At 44.9% G+C, this 13,401-nt stretch carries 11 protein-coding genes, 1 tRNA gene and 1 rRNA gene; 3 read left to right on the top strand and 10 right to left on the bottom strand.

The window, feature by feature from the left end; all coding sequences use genetic code 11:
* Positions 1-271: 271 nt before the first annotated feature.
* The 9 genes from C1S74_RS12780 to dusA form a co-directional block, all read right to left on the bottom strand.
* Positions 272-347: transfer RNA gene (locus C1S74_RS12780), tRNA-Glu, on the bottom strand.
* Between the two features lie 123 nt (positions 348-470).
* Positions 471-2,023: ribosomal RNA gene (locus C1S74_RS12775) — 16S ribosomal RNA — on the bottom strand.
* A gap of 626 nt (positions 2,024-2,649) precedes the next feature.
* The gene (locus C1S74_RS12765; RefSeq protein WP_045399067.1) at positions 2,650-3,429 is read right to left on the bottom strand and encodes a phosphoadenylyl-sulfate reductase; all 780 of its coding nucleotides are present in this window, start codon (positions 3,427-3,429) and stop codon (positions 2,650-2,652) included.
* Positions 3,422-5,158, bottom strand: coding sequence for an assimilatory sulfite reductase (NADPH) hemoprotein subunit (cysI, locus tag C1S74_RS12760; protein ID WP_045399070.1), 1,737 nt, complete (start codon positions 5,156-5,158; stop codon positions 3,422-3,424). The genes C1S74_RS12765 and cysI overlap by 8 nt, the downstream gene beginning before the upstream one ends.
* Positions 5,158-7,032: an assimilatory sulfite reductase (NADPH) flavoprotein subunit gene (locus C1S74_RS12755; protein WP_103415294.1), complete on the bottom strand. Its 1,875-nt coding sequence runs from the start codon at positions 7,030-7,032 to the stop codon at positions 5,158-5,160. The genes cysI and C1S74_RS12755 overlap by 1 nt, the downstream gene beginning before the upstream one ends.
* 116 nt (positions 7,033-7,148) lie before the next feature.
* Positions 7,149-7,379 carry a hypothetical protein gene (locus C1S74_RS12750; RefSeq protein ID WP_005438465.1) on the bottom strand — a complete coding sequence of 77 codons (231 nt, stop codon included), beginning with the start codon at positions 7,377-7,379 and terminating at the stop codon, positions 7,149-7,151.
* A gap of 150 nt (positions 7,380-7,529) precedes the next feature.
* The gene (locus C1S74_RS12745; RefSeq protein WP_005438464.1) at positions 7,530-8,195 is read right to left on the bottom strand and encodes a TIGR04219 family outer membrane beta-barrel protein; all 666 of its coding nucleotides are present in this window, start codon (positions 8,193-8,195) and stop codon (positions 7,530-7,532) included.
* A 100-nt stretch (positions 8,196-8,295) separates the two neighbouring features.
* Positions 8,296-8,511, bottom strand: a complete 216-nt coding sequence (gene pspG / locus C1S74_RS12740) for an envelope stress response protein PspG (RefSeq protein WP_005438463.1) — start codon at positions 8,509-8,511, stop codon at positions 8,296-8,298.
* 163 nt (positions 8,512-8,674) lie between these two features.
* On the bottom strand, positions 8,675-9,655 hold the full coding sequence (gene dusA / locus C1S74_RS12735) for a tRNA dihydrouridine(20/20a) synthase DusA (RefSeq protein ID WP_032802564.1): 981 nt from the start codon (positions 9,653-9,655) through the stop codon (positions 8,675-8,677).
* A gap of 285 nt (positions 9,656-9,940) precedes the next feature.
* Here dusA and zur point away from each other — a divergent pair, with 285 nt between their 5' ends.
* Entirely contained in the window at positions 9,941-10,405 is a 465-nt protein-coding gene (gene zur / locus C1S74_RS12725; protein ID WP_045399146.1) for a zinc uptake transcriptional repressor Zur, read from the top strand.
* Positions 10,406-10,413: 8 nt separating this feature from the next.
* A complete protein-coding gene (locus tag C1S74_RS12720) occupies positions 10,414-10,875 on the top strand; it encodes a chemotaxis protein CheX (protein ID WP_045399073.1) in 462 nt (153 codons plus the stop codon).
* 99 nt (positions 10,876-10,974) lie between these two features.
* On the opposite strand, the gene pgi is transcribed toward C1S74_RS12720, so the two are convergent.
* A complete protein-coding gene (gene pgi / locus C1S74_RS12715) occupies positions 10,975-12,627 on the bottom strand; it encodes a glucose-6-phosphate isomerase (protein ID WP_045399075.1) in 1,653 nt (550 codons plus the stop codon).
* A 306-nt stretch (positions 12,628-12,933) separates the two neighbouring features.
* Here pgi and C1S74_RS12710 point away from each other — a divergent pair, with 306 nt between their 5' ends.
* The gene (locus tag C1S74_RS12710; RefSeq protein WP_045399077.1) at positions 12,934-13,353 is read left to right on the top strand and encodes a secondary thiamine-phosphate synthase enzyme YjbQ; all 420 of its coding nucleotides are present in this window, start codon (positions 12,934-12,936) and stop codon (positions 13,351-13,353) included.
* Positions 13,354-13,401 lie beyond the last annotated feature (48 nt).

Genomic DNA, 13,401 nt, shown 5'->3' with positions numbered 1-13,401 from the left:
GTTGATGTTCAAATCACCAAAGTTGTCTCTCATTATTTGAATGAGCGAGAGACATTTCGATTTTGCCGGACTCAATTTCGAATAATCACTTAAAAGTGATATTCCCAAGAACACTTGAATGTGTTTTTTGGTGTTTGTCTTAAAGACAAACATTGAGAACTTTACAAGTAATCTTAAAGATTACTTTGTCAGCTTTCCAAATTGTTAAAGAGCTAATCACTTCTTATGAAGTAACCATTTTTAAAAACTCTCAAGAGAGAATGTTTAAAGATGGTATCCCGTAGGGGAGTCGAACCCCTGTTACCGCCGTGAAAGGGCGGTGTCCTAGGCCTCTAGACGAACGGGACACTGCTATTTGTTTCCACTTTTAAAAAGCAGAACCAAACTTCGAAGATATTGGGATATCTTCGTCTCTTTTACTTATAAACCGTATCAATCTGTGTGGACACTCATCGTGAGTAATCATCGTATAAGGAGGTGATCCAGCGCCAGGTTCCCCTAGCGCTACCTTGTTACGACTTCACCCCAGTCATGAACCACAAAGTGGTAAGCGTCCTCCCGAAGGTTAAACTACCTACTTCTTTTGCAGCCCACTCCCATGGTGTGACGGGCGGTGTGTACAAGGCCCGGGAACGTATTCACCGTGGCATTCTGATCCACGATTACTAGCGATTCCGACTTCATGGAGTCGAGTTGCAGACTCCAATCCGGACTACGACGCACTTTTTGGGATTCGCTCACTATCGCTAGCTTGCTGCCCTCTGTATGCGCCATTGTAGCACGTGTGTAGCCCTACTCGTAAGGGCCATGATGACTTGACGTCGTCCCCACCTTCCTCCGGTTTATCACCGGCAGTCTCCCTGGAGTTCCCGACATTACTCGCTGGCAAACAAGGATAAGGGTTGCGCTCGTTGCGGGACTTAACCCAACATTTCACAACACGAGCTGACGACAGCCATGCAGCACCTGTCTCAGAGTTCCCGAAGGCACCAATCCATCTCTGGAAAGTTCTCTGGATGTCAAGAGTAGGTAAGGTTCTTCGCGTTGCATCGAATTAAACCACATGCTCCACCGCTTGTGCGGGCCCCCGTCAATTCATTTGAGTTTTAATCTTGCGACCGTACTCCCCAGGCGGTCTACTTAACGCGTTAGCTCCGAAAGCCACGGCTCAAGGCCACAACCTCCAAGTAGACATCGTTTACGGCGTGGACTACCAGGGTATCTAATCCTGTTTGCTCCCCACGCTTTCGCATCTGAGTGTCAGTATCTGTCCAGGGGGCCGCCTTCGCCACCGGTATTCCTTCAGATCTCTACGCATTTCACCGCTACACCTGAAATTCTACCCCCCTCTACAGTACTCTAGTCTGCCAGTTTCAAATGCTATTCCGAGGTTGAGCCCCGGGCTTTCACATCTGACTTAACAAACCACCTGCATGCGCTTTACGCCCAGTAATTCCGATTAACGCTCGCACCCTCCGTATTACCGCGGCTGCTGGCACGGAGTTAGCCGGTGCTTCTTCTGTCACTAACGTCAAATAATGCAGCTATTAACTACACTACCTTCCTCACGACTGAAAGTGCTTTACAACCCGAAGGCCTTCTTCACACACGCGGCATGGCTGCATCAGGCTTGCGCCCATTGTGCAATATTCCCCACTGCTGCCTCCCGTAGGAGTCTGGACCGTGTCTCAGTTCCAGTGTGGCTGATCATCCTCTCAGACCAGCTAGGGATCGTCGCCTTGGTGAGCCATTACCTCACCAACTAGCTAATCCCACCTAGGCATATCCTGACGCGAGAGGCCCTAAGGTCCCCCTCTTTGGCCCGTAGGCATCATGCGGTATTAGCCATCGTTTCCAATGGTTATCCCCCACATCAGGGCAATTTCCTAGGCATTACTCACCCGTCCGCCGCTCGACGCCCTTAACGTTCCCCGAAGGTTCAGTTAAGTCGTTTCCGCTCGACTTGCATGTGTTAGGCCTGCCGCCAGCGTTCAATCTGAGCCATGATCAAACTCTTCAATTTAAGATTTTGTTCGGCTCAACGAATACTGACTTCAAAACTCATCCTTACTCGAAAGTAAGAAGTAATTTTAAAGCTATTATCATTCCAACAGAATGATAATGAATTGACTGTGCCAAGTCCGAAGACTTGATTGGTCACTCAGTTCATTGAAACCTAATTTGAAACCGAAGTTTCTAATTGGATTATCATCAACGAGTGCCCACACAGATTGATAGGTCTATATTTTTAAAGAGCGATTCTTCTTTGTGACTCATATCACTTCGGAAGAGGCGGCCATTCTAGCGAGATCATTTTTTGTGTCAAACACTTTTTCAAATTATTTCGCTTTTCTTTCTGACCTTATCGACGTTGCTTGAACCCTTGTGAGCGCTTGCCCTGTCGATGAGGTGGCATTATAGAGATCGCGCTCACGTTGGCAAGCGTTATTTTGCAAAAATTACAAAATAATGGTTAAACGTCGACTTTTCATTCAAAGGCTTATTTATCAAACTTTACCCCAAAGAGTTAAACAACTTATCCACAGAGTTATCCTTTTTTGCCTCATTTTTACTTACTGTAAATAAAGAAAGCTGCTTTACAGCAGCTTTCTTTATTTAGCCGATACGTGTGTTTCGACGTCCAAATGACTAGATGCCAGAACCATCTTGTTCTGCACCCTCATCTTCATGAAGACCACACTCTCGTTTTAAACCGAAGAAGCGGGTTTCTTCTTCTGACATGCCTGGTTCCCACTTCCTTGTTGTATGAGTATCACCTGCTGAAAGATATCCTTGGTCCCATAAAGGGTGATAACTCAAACCATGTTCTTCTAGGTAGTAATGCACATCTTTATTCGTCCAGTCGATCACTGGTAAGAATTTAAATACACCATTTTGAATCGACAAGATTGGTAGACCTGCACGAGATTGGCTTTGCTCTCGACGCAGTCCTGAAAACCAAGTACCGACATTTTGCTCACGCAGAGCCCGTCGCATTGGTTCTACTTTGTTTATCTTGTTGTACTTTTCAATTCCCTCTATACCTTGTTCCCAAAGTTTTCCGTAACGTGCTTCTTGCCAATGGGCGCTTTCTTTTGCTCGGTATACTTTAAGGTTGAGGCTCAGTTGCGCTTTCAACTGATCAATAAATTGATAAGTCTCCGCAAATAGATATCCGGTGTCCGTTAGGATGATTGGAATGTCCGGCTTTTGTTGTGTCACAAGATGGAGCATCACTGCTGCTTGGATACCGAAACTGGATGAGACTGCGAACTCCCCTTCCAAATTCTCCAATGCCCACTTTACTCTCTCTTGTGCCGAAAGCTGTTCGAGCTCGACATTGATTTGAGCAAGACGGAGGATTTGCTCCGTCTTAGTTAATGTCAGTAACTCTGCTAGCTCCGGTTTGGACGCTACAGAATCAAGCATGGAAGTCCCTCTTTGATACAAACACTTCTTGGATAATGCCAGCTCGAATCGTGAAATCGCCAAATGCTTCGCCTTCTTCACGTTCAGCAGCCCAACGAGCCACCAGCTGATCAATCTCTTCTAAGATTTGCTTATCCGTAATGTTCTCTTTATACATCTTCGGTACTCGAGTACCGCCGCGGTTACCACCTAGGTGTAAGTTGTATCGACCCGGCGCTTTACCAACTAAGCCGATTTCTGCCAACATTGCTCGGCCACAGCCATTTGGACACCCTGTTACACGAAGAATGATATTGTCTTCTTCCGGTAGACCATGCTTTTCTAGAATATCTTCAACATCAGTAACAAACTGAGGCAGATATCGTTCAGCCTCGGCCATCGCGAGCGGACAAGTAGGAAATGCGACACACGCCATCGAGTTCTTACGCTGCTCACTCACACCATCATCCATTAAGCCATGTTCACGAGCAATCTTCTCGATCTTCGATTTTTGGCTTTTTGGTACACCAGCAACAATCAAATTTTGGTTTGCTGTCATGCGGAAATCACCTTTATGGATTTTGGCAATTTCAGCAACACCAGTCTTGAGTGGTTTCCCCGGAAAATCTAGTAGGCGGCCGTTTTCAATGAAAAGCGCTAGATGATGCTTACCATCAATCCCTTCAACCCAACCGATACGGTCACCACGCTCCGTAAATTCGTAAGGGCGACTTTGCTCAAACTTAACACCAGCACGCTTTTCTACTTCTGCTTTAAAGACATCACTGCCGACACGATCTAATGTGTACTTCGTTTTTGCATTCTTACGGTTTGAACGGTTACCCCAATCACGTTGCGTCGTTACTACGGCAGCCGCAACATCAAGCGTTTTCTCTAGTGGGATAAAACCAAAATCATCCGCTCTGCGTGGGTAGGTTGACGTATCACCATGCGTCATTGCCAAACCACCGCCGACAAGCACGTTAAAACCAACCAGCTTGCCGTTATCTGCAATCGCTACAAAGTTAAGATCGTTAGCGTGTACGTCTACGTCATTTTGCGGTGGGATAACCACTGTGGTTTTAAACTTACGTGGTAAGTAGTTCTTGCCTAAAATCGGTTCGTCTTCTTCCGTGCTTTCTACTTTTTCACCGTCTAACCAAATCTCTGCGTAAGCGCGTGTCTTCGGTAATAGATGTTCACTGATCTTCTTCGCCCACTCGTAAGCCTCTTGGTGTAGTTCCGACTCCACTGGATTAGTGGTACACAACACGTTACGGTTAACATCACCCGCGGTGGCAATCGAATCAATACCAATGCTGTTGAGCGTTTGGTGCATCAACTTGATATTTGGTTTTAGCACGCCATGGAACTGAAACGTTTGACGAGTCGTAAGACGAATACTTCCATATAAAGAGTGCTCAGTTGCAAACTTGTCGATCGCTAGCCATTGCTTTGGCGTAATGATGCCGCCCGGCATACGTGCACGAAGCATGACATTGTGCAGCGGCTCCAACTTTTGTTTAGCACGCTCGTTACGGATATCGCGGTCATCTTGCTGGTACATTCCGTGGAAACGAATCAATTGGAAGTTGTCTGCAGTAAAGCCACCAGTAATACGATCTTGCAGATCTTGTTCAATCGTTCCACGCAGTAAGTTACTTTCTCTTTTAAGGCGCTCGTTATCCGAGAGTGGACCAAGCACCTCACCTAATACTTCTTGGCTGTTTGATTGTTGATTCGCGCTCATTAGTACACATCCCTTTGGTAACGTTTCGCTTTACGTAGATCGTTGATAAATGCTTCGGCTTCTTCACGAGATAGCTTGCCTTGTTGCTCGGCTACAAATACCAGCACATCGTGAACATCTTTTGCCATGCGAGTGGCATCACCACATACATAGATGTAGGCACCATCTTGAATCCATTGCCACACTTGCTCAGCGTTTTCTAGGATGCGATGTTGAACATATACCTTCTCTGCTTGGTCACGGCTAAACGCGACATCAAGGCGAGTCAGCAAACCTGACTTGAGGTACTTTTGCCATTCCACTTGGTAAAGGAAATCTTGAGTAAAGGTACGGTCACCAAAGAACAACCAGTTCTTACCTTCCGCGTCACGGTTATCACGCTCTTGAATAAAGCTACGGAAAGGCGCAATACCGGTACCAGGACCAACCATGATGATTGGTGTGTTGTCATCTTGTGGCAGTTTGAAGTTATTGTTGTGCTCAACAAACACTTTCACTTCACCACCTTCTTCTAGACGTTGAGCGAGGAAACTCGATGCTCCGCCATAACGTTTTTCATCACCTTTGTCGTATTCAACCAAGCCTACGGTTAGATGAACTTCTTCATCGACTTCCGTTTGACTCGAAGCAATAGAATATAGACGAGGCGTCAATCGACGAAGCAAACCAACCAACTCGTCGGCACTTAGCTTGGTCTTCTTCTCTGCAAGCACATCCACAACTTGAGTATTTGCAGCGTACTCACGAAGCTTGTCTTTATCTTCCACTATCTTTTGCAGTTTCTTACTACCAGATAGCTCTGCGAATTTAGTGACAAACTGAGGGTTTGATGCGGTGATTTCGTATTTGCTAACCAATGCACTATGAATAGAAAGGCTTTCGCCATCCACTTCAACACTTTCTACACCGGATAGACCAGCCTTAGCTAAGATCGCGTTGGCTAACTCTGAACTATTATCGAACCACACCCCTAAAGCATCGCCGGCTTGATAAGTTAAACCTGATTCTTCGAGATCAATCTCTACATGACGAACGTCTTTACCCGAATCACGACCCGTGATTTTCTGGCTTGTCAGTAACGTTGCGGTATATGGGTTTTGCTTGTTATAAGCAGAATGTCCTGGAGCGGCTTGACCAACAGGTAGTTGGACGACTTCTGCTTCATTACCTGAAGAAAGGGCTTCTTTTACTTGTTCAAGCGCTTGCTTACGCCATTCAGCAGCCGCCGCTTCATAATCCACATCACAATCAATGCGATCGATGAAGGCAGTTGCACCTAACTTAGACAAGTAAGTATCGAAGTCTTTGCCCGTTTGGCAGAAGAACTCGTAACTAGAATCACCCAGCGCAATCACGGCGTATTGCAGATTTGGTAACTTGGGTGCTTTCTTAGATTGAAGGAACTCATGCAGTTCAATGGCATTATCTGGCGCTTCGCCTTCACCATTGGTCGACGCCACGATGATCACGTGAGTCTCTTTTGCTAAGTTCTTGCCTTTATAATCGCTAGCATCAAACAGCTCTACAGCAATACCTTCTGCTTTAGCTTCTTGCTCTAGTGCTTCAGCAACACCTTTCGCATTACCGGTTTGAGAAGCAAAAATGATGCTTAGCTTACCTGCTGGTTTTGCAGCAACAGAAGCAGCGGCCTGTGCGATTGGCGTTGCCGCCGCTGCACTTGGTTGGTTTTGAGCGAGTCCCCAGAAGTAACCGCTGACCCATGCAAGTTGCTGTGAAGACAACTCTGAGACAGTTTGCTGGAGTGAGTTAAATTGCTGGTCATTAAGCGGGCTTGCGATTGGTGGATTACCACCTTGCCCATTATTATCTTCCGACACTTTCTTGTGAGAATATTCATTCTGTTGAAAAGACATTGTCACGACATCCCTATTCATTGCGTGACGATAGATTAACCACTCTCTCTAATAACAAGAAAGAATAGAAGAGAATGTTTTATAACTTTTTGGAAGTAAGCAAGTCGCGCTAAGACTCACCGATCTTCAATACGAACCTGCTGAAAGCCGACAGCCATTGCCGATTTGGATGCCGTATCGAGATCATCATAATGGCACTCTTCCCCGTGACTGTCAGTTAGACAGACAAACCCACCGCGTGCATGGCGAAACTCAACAACCCACCCACCTTCTTGAATTGAAGGCTCGATGATGGCTTCTACTAGCTGGTTGTCACGAAATAGATGTCGTAATTCATTTATTGTCATCGCAATCCCTGCTCCAACTTTTATACATTGCTCCTAGATAAGCATGGTCGAAGTCTGATACTTGGGCGAGAAATTCGATTTAATATAATGAAGTGATATAAAAAAACGCCGCTTATAAAGCGACGTTTTAAGAGATTCAGAGAAATGTGTTTAGAAGGAGTACTGGGCACCAACGAAGAAACCGTCTGCAAAAATGAACTCTTTTCCTAGGCTCGATAGAAACTCTTCTGACTCCAAGTCGATCACTCGGTAACCACCACGGAATGTCAATTCAGACTCTTGGAAAGGAATACGGTACTGAACACCAGCCATAAGGTCGGTACTCTTAATGCCCTTGTTATCACCAAAGTTCATCTCACCAATCACATCAAAGTTTGTATTTGGCACGGTGATTTCTGCGTAGCCATACCAAGCCCAAATCAGCTCATCAAAATCTTCTGTACGAGCATTGGTACCTGCGTCTACGTATTTGGTATCACTCAAATTACTAAAGGTCAGACCCGCATCAAAGTGCATTAAGTCGTGTTCAAGAATTTGGTAGTAAAGAGTGAGGTCTAGTTTATCGAAACCCATGTAATCGGCATCAACGCTTGAATAACGAAGACGCGCGTTTGGAACGTATTTTACGTCATGTTCAATCGCTGCGTAGAAAGTACCCGTTGTATCGCTATCTCTTCTTACTTCATTCACTTTGGTATCCGCAACCCAAACTTCTGCACCAACCGTGGTTGTGAAAGAAGACTCTTGTTCTGCAAAACAAGGGTAAGATGCTGCCAACGATAGTGTCGCTAAAGCGATGGTCGCTTTATATGTCATGTAATTTTTACTCCGAGATAGCTGATTTCAACATTAAGGGGCATGTGAGAAATACTAACATACTCTCACAGCCCACCATCAACTAAATCTCTACAATCCGTTACTTATAACGAGGCTGAGCGACGAAGTTTTTAAAAAACCATATGCCTAATGCAATCACTATTAGCCAAGGCAATAGTTTTAGCACAGCTCCAACCATGCCCAATAAGAACATCACCACCAATGCAATGCCAGTCGCAGCAAATACAGTCACCATCGTAATACCAGTCACGAGCAGAGTTGCCGCAAATACTAAAATAAAGATCAGCTCCAACATAATCACTTCTCCTTTGTTTTAGTTTTACTAGAGCAGGTTCTGTACCAACTTATTAAAACAAGAATAACACCATGATCTATAAGTAAAAATAAAGCCAGAGACATTTCTGCACTCTGGCTTTTCTATTTTTAAGTTGGTAATTTTCACCAACCACTGGTGAAATTTACACGTTCAATTCTTTTGGAATCTTCGCCAGCGCATCTTGCAGAACTTCTAGACCAGAACCCGGTTTGTGCGCGTTTTCACTGATGTGACGACGCCATTGACGAGCACCCGGCATGTTTTGGAACAGACCCAGCATATGACGTGAGATATGGCCAAGGTAAGCACCTTTTGCCAATTGCGCTTCAATGTACGGGTACATCTCTTCAACGATTTCGCTGCGCTTTTTCACTGGCGCATTTGAACCAAACAACTCTTGGTCAACAGATGCTAGCAAGTAAGGGCTTTGATAAGCTTCACGGCCGATCATCACGCCATCTAGGTGTTGTAGATGCTCTTTCGCTTCTTCCAGTGATTTCACGCCACCGTTAATTGCAATCGTTAAGTGTGAGAAATCTTTCTTCAGTTGGTAAGCGCGTGGGTAATCCAATGGTGGGATCTCACGGTTTTCTTTCGGGCTTAGACCACTTAACCATGCTTTACGTGCGTGGATAGTGAACTGCTCACAACCGCCTTTCTCAGAAACAATAGATACGAAATCCGTTAGGAACTCGTAAGAATCTTGGTCATCAATACCGATACGAGTTTTTACCGTAACAGGAATATCAACCACGTCTTTCATCGCCGCAACGCAGTCTGCAACCAATTGAGGCTCAGCCATTAGGCACGCACCAAAGCGACCGTTTTGAACGCGATCCGATGGACAACCTACATTTAGGTTGATTTCATCATAGCCACGCTCTTGAGCGAGTTTGGCACACGTAGCCAAATCCGCTGCGTTTGAACCGCCAAGCTGAAGGGCTAACGGATGCTCTTCTTCGTTATAAGCAAGGAAATCTCCTTTTCCATGAATGATCGCGCCTGTGGTCACCATTTCGGTGTACAGCAGGGTTTCTTTGGTCATTAAGCGATGGAAGTAGCGACAATGACGATCTGTCCAATCCAACATTGGTGCTACAGAGAGCCTGCAAGAATGAGTCATGATATAAACACCCGTTTTTACGTTGCAAAGGTAGAGCGCGAAGGTGCGCTCAAAAAATTAAGTCGGGTATTGTATACCCACTGTGCAGTGGATGCGAGCCTTGTGAATTCAATCGCTGATAAGCGCATTTAGGCATTGGTATCTCGTTCTGTGATATCCGTTGCTCACTCTACTCTTCATCGACTTGCTTTAGTTCATGATTTTCGGTCTGATAGTAGGTAAAATGCAGTATTTCTAAACGAACTTCGTATAGAAATGGTTTATCATAAAGCACGTCCGATAGTTATGGTGAAAGATTTGGACCCAACAATCCTTGAACAAATTGAAAGTATATGCATGGAACGTGGAGTAAGATTGACTCCGCAACGCCGACGCGTTTTTGAGCTAATTTGTTCTAATCGCCGCGCCTCTAGTGCGTATGAGCTATTGGAGCAACTGAAAGAGAGTGAGCCTCAGGCTAAGCCACCGACTGTTTATCGAGCATTAGATTTTCTTCTAGAACAAGGCTTTATTCATCGAGTGGAATCAACGAACAGCTTTATCACTTGCTGTTCGTTCAATACTCAACAGCACTTTTTCCAACTGTTAATTTGCGATAAATGTGGCGATGTCGTTGAACTCGAAGACGAGACGCTGATATCCTTGTTAGCCAATAACGCCGAGAAACATGGATTCAAACTGACGAATCAAGTTATCGAAACCCATGGCGAATGCCAGGCGTGTTCCTCGGAGACGAAAGAAGAAAGATAGAAGAACGTATGCGCGCTGAATTTGTAAACCCGTTTTTAGCTTCTTTAATGAATGTTCTAAAAACTATGGCTTCGCTAGAACTGAAGCCACAAAAACCGCGAATCAAGAAAGATGAGATCGCACGAGGTGACGTTTCTGGTCTTATCGGTATGGTAGGCCAACAAACTCGTGGCTCAATGTCGATTACCTTTGATGAAGCGTTAGCACTAGAAATCATGCAGAACATGCTTGGTGAACGTCCAAACGGGCTGAACGAAGAAGTGACGGACATGGTTGGTGAAATCACTAACATGGTGACTGGTGGTGCGAAACGTATTCTAGCGGAAAGTGGATTCGACTTTGATATGGCAACGCCAGTTGTGGTATCAGGTAGAGGCCATACCATTCGCCACAAGTGTGAAGGCTCAATCATCATCATGCCTTTCTCTTCACAGTGGGGAAATGCCTTCATCGAGATTTGCTTCGAATAATAGAGAATAAATAAGTTGGTAAATGCCAACCTATTTGTTTCTGTCTCAGACAATAAAAAAGGTCAGCATTTGCTGACCTTTTCTTTTTCTATTCAAACATTAAGCTTTAAACGCTTTGAATGCATTGATTAGACCGTTTGTAGAGCTGTCGTGTGAACTGATTTCAGAACCATCAGCTAGCTCAGGTAGGATTTGGTTCGCTAGTTGTTTACCTAACTCAACACCCCATTGGTCGAAGCTGAAAATATTCCAAATAACACCTTGAACGAAGATCTTGTGCTCGTACATTGCGATCAGGTTACCTAGCGTGCGAGGTGTGATTTGTTTAACAAGAATAGAGTTTGTTGGGCGATTACCTTCAAACACTTTGAATGGCACTAGTGACGCCATTTCTTCTTCACTCTTACCTGCTTTCGCAAATTCTGCTTTCACTGTTTCCGCAGGCTTACCAAATGCCAAAGCTTCTGTTTGTGCAAAGAAATTAGACATCAGTTTTTGGTGGTGATCGCTTGCTGGGTTGTGGCTGATTGCAGGTGCAATGAAGTCACATGGGATCAGTTTAGTGCCTTGGTGAATCAGCTGGTAGAACGCGTGCTGACCATTTGTACCAGGTTCACCCCAAATGATTGGGCCTGTTTGGTAAGTTACTGCGTTACCTTCACGGTCAACGTACTTACCGTTAGATTCCATGTTACCTTGCTGGAAATACGCTGCGAAACGGTGCATGTATTGATCGTAAGGTAGAATTGCTTCTGACTCTGCGCCGTGGAAGTTATTGTACCAAATGCCGATCAGAGCAAGAATTACAGGGATGTTACTTTCTAGATCTGTAGACACGAAGTGGTTGTCCATCTCGTGAGCACCGTCTAGAAGCTCAATAAAGTTGTCGTAACCTACTGCTAGTGCAATTGAAAGACCGATTGCTGACCATAGAGAATAACGACCACCAACCCAGTCCCAGAACTCAAACATGTTGTCTGTGTCGATACCAAATTCAGATACCGCAGGAGCGTTAGTAGAAAGCGCTGCGAAGTGCTTAGCAACGTGTGCTTGATCGCCAGCAGTTTCAAGGAACCAACCACGAGCAGAGTGCGCGTTTGTCATGGTTTCTTGAGTCGTGAACGTCTTAGACGCGATCAAGAATAGTGTTGTCTCTGGATCGACTTTCTTCAGAGTCTCAACGATGTGAGTACCATCAACGTTAGAAACGAAGTGTAGGTTTAGGTGGTTTTTGTATGGTGCTAGTGCTTCAGTCACCATGTAAGGACCAAGGTCAGAACCGCCGATACCGATATTTACGATGTCTGTGATTGCTTTACCTGTGTAACCTTTCCACTCACCGCCAATTACGCGATCAGTGAATGATTTGATTTTCTCTAGAACCGCGTTTACCGCTGGCATTACGTCTTCGCCGCCAACCATTACTGGCTTGTTCGAACGGTTACGTAATGCAGTGTGAAGAACAGCGCGATCTTCCGTTTTGTTGATCGCTTCACCACTGAACATCGCTTCAATTGCTGACTTAAGCTCAGTCTCGTTAGCAAGAGCGAAAAGGTGCTTCAGAGTTTCCTCGTTGATTAGGTTCTTTGAGTAATCGACTAGGATGTCTGAGCCGAAGCGTGCAGAGTATTTGTCGAAACGCGCTGCGTCTTGAGCAAATAGCTCTTTCAGATCCATATCTTGTGCAGATTCGAAATGCGCCGTTAGCGCTTTCCAAGCTTGTGTTTGCGTTGGGTTGATATTTTTCAACATGGTCTTTATCCCGATGTTACAGTAGGTTCCATTCCTTACAGTCTAGCGAAAACTGTGGAATCCCCGATTTAGCAAAAAGAATATAAATTAGATGTTTGGGCGAATTGCCACAAAACAAGGCTTTGTAATTTTTTTTCAATCATCAATTATGACCGAGTGCCTTTACACTCACATTGAGTTAGGTCACGTTCCCTGTTTCGAATTTGAACAATTCATTTAAGATGTCGGGAATCATATCATCTACTCATGATAGGCTCTAATTGGATTAGGATAGACGCCAAATCGAATTTTTCCAAAGGAACGCATATGTGGGCACAAAAAACACTGCAATTAAAAGCGCGTAGCCGTGGTTTCCATCTCATCACTGATGAAATTGAACAACAATTACCACAAATCCAATCGCTTTCAGTAGGTTTGTTACACCTGTTTATTCAACACACTTCGGCCAGTTTGACCTTGAATGAAAATGCCGACCCAACAGTACGCATGGATATGGAAGCCCACTTCAACAGATTTGTTCCTGAGCGTGCCCCGTACTACCAACACACTTATGAAGGCGATGATGATATGCCAGCCCATATTAAAGCGTCTTTACTTGGCAGTAGTGTGAAAATTCCCATCCAAAACGGTCAATTAGCGTTAGGAACGTGGCAGGGTATTTACTTGGGTGAGCACCGCGATTACGGCGGAAGCCGTCGTGTCATCGCAACCATCAACGGTGAATAGTTCAGATAAAACAAAGGCTAACCAACTGGTTAGCCTTTGTTTTATCTC

Source organism: Vibrio hyugaensis (assembly GCF_002906655.1).
Taxonomy (GTDB): Bacteria; Pseudomonadota; Gammaproteobacteria; order Enterobacterales; family Vibrionaceae; genus Vibrio; species Vibrio hyugaensis.
Note: the sequence above shows the minus strand (reverse complement) of the source record. Positions and strands in the feature narration are given on the sequence as shown.

Coding starts and splice junctions, on each gene's coding strand:
- C1S74_RS12745 (WP_005438464.1), bottom strand. CDS start 8,195: ATGACATATAAAGCGACCATCGCTTTAGCGACACTATCGTTGGCAGCA.
- C1S74_RS12710 (WP_045399077.1), top strand. CDS start 12,934: ATGTGGGCACAAAAAACACTGCAATTAAAAGCGCGTAGCCGTGGTTTC.
- zur (WP_045399146.1), top strand. CDS start 9,941: ATGGTGAAAGATTTGGACCCAACAATCCTTGAACAAATTGAAAGTATA.
- C1S74_RS12720 (WP_045399073.1), top strand. CDS start 10,414: ATGCGCGCTGAATTTGTAAACCCGTTTTTAGCTTCTTTAATGAATGTT.
- pspG (WP_005438463.1), bottom strand. CDS start 8,511: ATGTTGGAGCTGATCTTTATTTTAGTATTTGCGGCAACTCTGCTCGTG.
- C1S74_RS12765 (WP_045399067.1), bottom strand. CDS start 3,429: ATGCTTGATTCTGTAGCGTCCAAACCGGAGCTAGCAGAGTTACTGACA.
- dusA (WP_032802564.1), bottom strand. CDS start 9,655: ATGACTCATTCTTGCAGGCTCTCTGTAGCACCAATGTTGGATTGGACA.
- cysI (WP_045399070.1), bottom strand. CDS start 5,158: ATGAGCGCGAATCAACAATCAAACAGCCAAGAAGTATTAGGTGAGGTG.
- C1S74_RS12750 (WP_005438465.1), bottom strand. CDS start 7,379: ATGACAATAAATGAATTACGACATCTATTTCGTGACAACCAGCTAGTA.
- C1S74_RS12755 (WP_103415294.1), bottom strand. CDS start 7,032: ATGTCTTTTCAACAGAATGAATATTCTCACAAGAAAGTGTCGGAAGAT.
- pgi (WP_045399075.1), bottom strand. CDS start 12,627: ATGTTGAAAAATATCAACCCAACGCAAACACAAGCTTGGAAAGCGCTA.